This window comes from Burkholderia sp. HI2714 (assembly GCF_002223085.1).
Lineage (GTDB): Bacteria > Pseudomonadota > Gammaproteobacteria > Burkholderiales > Burkholderiaceae > Burkholderia > Burkholderia lata_D.
In genome coordinates this window covers 1-3,512 of sequence record NZ_NKFM01000108.1, presented here as the reverse complement: position 1 = coordinate 3,512, position 3,512 = coordinate 1, and the positions used below count along the sequence as shown (strand labels likewise).

4 protein-coding genes and 2 pseudogenes are annotated in these 3,512 nt (G+C 62.1%); 5 read left to right on the top strand and 1 reads right to left on the bottom strand.

Going from position 1 to position 3,512, the window contains the following annotated elements:
• Window positions 1-117: 117 nt before the first annotated feature.
• Window positions 118-531, bottom strand: a complete 414-nt coding sequence (locus tag CFB82_RS42960; RefSeq protein WP_218829101.1) for a transposase — start codon at window positions 529-531, stop codon at window positions 118-120.
• 191 nt (window positions 532-722) lie between these two features.
• Between CFB82_RS42960 and CFB82_RS41090 the strand changes: the two are divergent.
• The 5 genes and pseudogenes from CFB82_RS41090 to CFB82_RS42955 all read left to right on the top strand — a co-directional run.
• Window positions 723-908: pseudogene (locus CFB82_RS41090) on the top strand (transposase); the annotation flags it as partial.
• 82 nt (window positions 909-990) lie between these two features.
• Window positions 991-1,392: a transposase gene (locus CFB82_RS41085; protein WP_179255536.1), complete on the top strand. Its 402-nt coding sequence runs from the start codon at window positions 991-993 to the stop codon at window positions 1,390-1,392.
• A complete protein-coding gene (gene tnpB / locus CFB82_RS41080; RefSeq protein WP_036047966.1) occupies window positions 1,389-1,730 on the top strand; it encodes an IS66 family insertion sequence element accessory protein TnpB in 342 nt (113 codons plus the stop codon). The genes CFB82_RS41085 and tnpB overlap by 4 nt, the downstream gene beginning before the upstream one ends.
• 51 nt (window positions 1,731-1,781) lie before the next feature.
• On the top strand, window positions 1,782-3,332 hold the full coding sequence (gene tnpC / locus CFB82_RS41075; protein WP_089487908.1) for an IS66 family transposase: 1,551 nt from the start codon (window positions 1,782-1,784) through the stop codon (window positions 3,330-3,332).
• A 57-nt stretch (window positions 3,333-3,389) separates the two neighbouring features.
• A pseudogene (locus CFB82_RS42955) lies at window positions 3,390-3,512 on the top strand (IS3 family transposase); the annotation flags it as partial.

Below are 3,512 nucleotides of genomic sequence, written 5' to 3'. Positions count from 1 at the left end.
CGGGAAGCGGAATATATTGATTCGACGGGGCGTCTTCGTCGGGCGTGGCAATAGAAGCGAGGGAGATTCTATCGGCTTTGTTCGATAGGGTGGGCGCTCAGTTGGTTGCGGGCGCAATTAGGCTGTCTTGACGCAAATCGCCTTGCCGAAGCTGTTCCACCGGTTCACGAGGTTGGCGATGATCACGCCCTCGCGCTGCTGCGATTCGAGTCGGCGCGTCAGCAGTCGCGCGCCGATGCAGCGTTTGATCCGCGAAATCTGCGCCTCGACCAGCGCGCGCTTGCCATACCCGTACTTGTGGTGGAACGCATGGATGCCTTTCTCCTTGATGTAGCCGACAATCTGGTCGTGCCAGCGCGTGGCCGGCTGAGCGTGAACGACCGCATTGGCCGGCGGCGGAATCACCGGCAGTACGCCGCTGCTCGACCAGGCCTCGGTTTGCGCGATGCTGTAGTACGCGCCGTCGGCAATCACACAGTCGACGGGCGCCTCGACCGCCAGCACGGCGGGCAGGCCCGACGCGTCGGACACCGTGGTTTCGGTGATCGAAATCGCGTGGGCTTTGTTCGACAGGGTATGCGCTCAGTTGGTTGCGGGCGCAATTAGGCTGTCTTGACGCAAATCGCCTTGCCGAAGCTGTTCCACCGGTTCACGAGGTTTGAGCTTCCCCCGAAATTTCGCTCTTCAAGAGGTCGGGTAAACTCGACGGAATGGAAAGCAAAATGTTGAAGATATCGAAGCAGCAACACACGCCGGAATTCAGGACGCTTGCGGTGCAACGGGTGAAGGATGGCCAGAGTATTTTGGTGGTTGCACGGGAGCTTGGCATCTCGGAGCAGACGCTGCGCACGTGGGTCAAGGCCGCAGCGGCCGGAACGCTGAATGGTCCAGGCACGAAGGTCGTGAGTAAGCGCTCGACACGTACCGTCTGTTCATGAGGGCACGGCACCGGCAATCTGATTCCCATCAGATGTAATGGGAATCAGATTGATGAAGCCAGTGGTGCATGGAAGACGACCGGGATCGAGGAACTACACGAAGGAGTTTCGGGAAGCGGTTGCTGCCGAAGCGAACGATCCGAATCGCTCGATTGCCGAGGTCGCGCGTGCGCACGGCTTGAACGCCAATATGGTCGCGCAGTGGCGAATAAGCTTACTCGATACGCGACCTGCATCGTCGGTACCAAACATCGCGCTGCTACCGGTTGATGTGGTCGATCTGCCTGCGAAGGACATCCCACATCACGCTCTGCCGCAAACGCCGGACGTGTCGGCGAGCCCGGCGATGCCGCCAGGCTGTGAAATCGAGATCGAGGTCGGCAAACGACGTATTCGTATCCGCGGTGTGTCGCAGGAGTTCGCCGAACAGTATTTGCGAGACTGTCTGAAGTGATCCCGCCGAACACGCGAATCTGGATCGCGGCGGGCGTCACGGACATGCGTTCCGGCTTCAACTCGTTAGCCGCGAAAGTACAAACCGTGCTGGAGAAGGATCCCTACAGCGGGCACGTGTTCGTGTTCCGGGGTAAGCGCGGCGACTTGCTGAAGTGCTTGTGGTGGTGCGACGGTGGCCTGTGCCTGCTCTCGAAGCGCCTTGAGAAAGGACGTTTCGCGTGGCCGCGCGCCGATGCCGGTGTTGTTGCGCTGACGACCGCTCAGCTCGCGCTCTTGCTCGAAGGTTTCGATTGGCGGCAGCCGATCGATGCGGTACGCCCGCGAAGCGCATTGTAAACGTTCATTACGCGTGGAGAGCTTGTGGGTGGCGTCGTGTAAGCTCACCGCATGTCCGCTGCTCCCACCGATCTCCCCGACGACATTGAAGCGCTGAAGGCGATGGTCGCCAGCTTGCGCGAGCAGCTCTCGTCGCGCGCGATTGAGATCGAGCATCTGAAGCTGACGATTGCCAAGCTGCGCCGGATGCAGTTCGGCCGAAAATCGGAGAAGCTGGATCGCCAGATCGAACAGCTTGAATTGCGGCTGGAAGACCTGCAGGCCGATGAAGGCTCGGCCGATATGGCCGCGGCTGCTGCAGTGAAACGGCCGAGTCGCGAAGGTGTCGGCCGCAAGCCGTTGCCCGATCACCTTGAGCGCGAAGAGCGCATCCATCTGCCCGCCGATGATGACTGCACCGATTGCGGCGGGCAACTCAAACCGCTGGGCGAAGACGTCGCGGAACAGCTCGAATACGTCCGGGCGCACTTCCGCGTGATTCGCCACCGCCGTCCGAAGCTGGCCTGCGCATGCTGCGATCGCATCGTGCAGGCCGCGGCACCGAGTCGACCGATCGATCGTGGCATCCCGGGTCCGGCGCTGCTCGCGCACATCGCCGTGTCGAAGTTCGCGTACCACATCCCGCTGCATCGCCAGGCAGTCATGTACGCGCGCGACGGCGTCGAGATCGATCCGGGTGCGATGGGATATTGGATGGGGAGCATCACGGCGCTGCTTGCACCGCTGGTCGCCACCGTCCGCCAATACACGTTAGCCGGCGGCAAGGTTCACGGGGACGACACGCCGCTGCCAGTGCTGGCGCCCGGCAACGGTCGCACAAAGACAGGACGCCTGTGGGTCTACGTGCGCGATGATCGGCCGAGCGCTTCCGACGAGCCGGCAGCAGTCTGGTTCGCCTACACGCCCGATCGACGGGGCGAGCATCCCCAGCAGCATCTTGCAGACTTCACCGGCGTGCTGCAGGCCGATGCGTTTGCCGGCTATGCCGAGCTGTATCGCGGCGGCACCATCCAGGAAGCTGCCTGCATGGCCCACGCTCGCCGAAAGATCCATGATCTACATGCCGTCCGTCCCAATGCGGTAACGGAGGAAGCGCTGCACCGGATCGGCGCGCTCTACAAGATCGAGGAGCAGATCCGTGGCAAACCACCTGATGAGCGACACAGTGTGCGCCAGGCGCGAGCGATACCGCTGCTCGACGACATGAAACGCTGGTTCGAAGCAACGCTCGCCACGCTCTCTGCAAAATCCGACACGACCAAGGCGATTCAGTACGCGCTGAATCGCTGGCCGGCGCTCATCTACTACTGCAGCGACGGGCGTGCGGAAATCGACAACCTGATCGCCGAGCGAGCACTGCGCGGCGTCGCCCTCGGCAGACGGAATTACTTGTTCGCCGGCGCCGACTCCGGTGGCGAACGTGCCGCCGCGATGTATAGCCTGATCGGCACGGCACGCCTGAATGGCCTCGATCCCGAGGCGTATCTCGCCTACGTGCTCGAGCGCATTGCTGACCATCCGATCAACCGCATCGACGAGTTGTTGCCGTGGAACGTGGCGTCGGCGCTTCCGTCTACTGCCCACGTCGAACCCATCCGATAGCATCGCGCTCTCGTCGTCAACGACCTACGCTACGGTGCTGGTCGAGTGCTTACGGTCGTGACGCCGGAGCAGATGGAGCTCTCGCGGCTGAAGGCAGAGAATCGACGGCTGACGATGGAGCTTGAGATCGCAAAAAAAGCGGCGGCGTACTTCGCGCGGGACCTGCTGTGAAGTACGCCT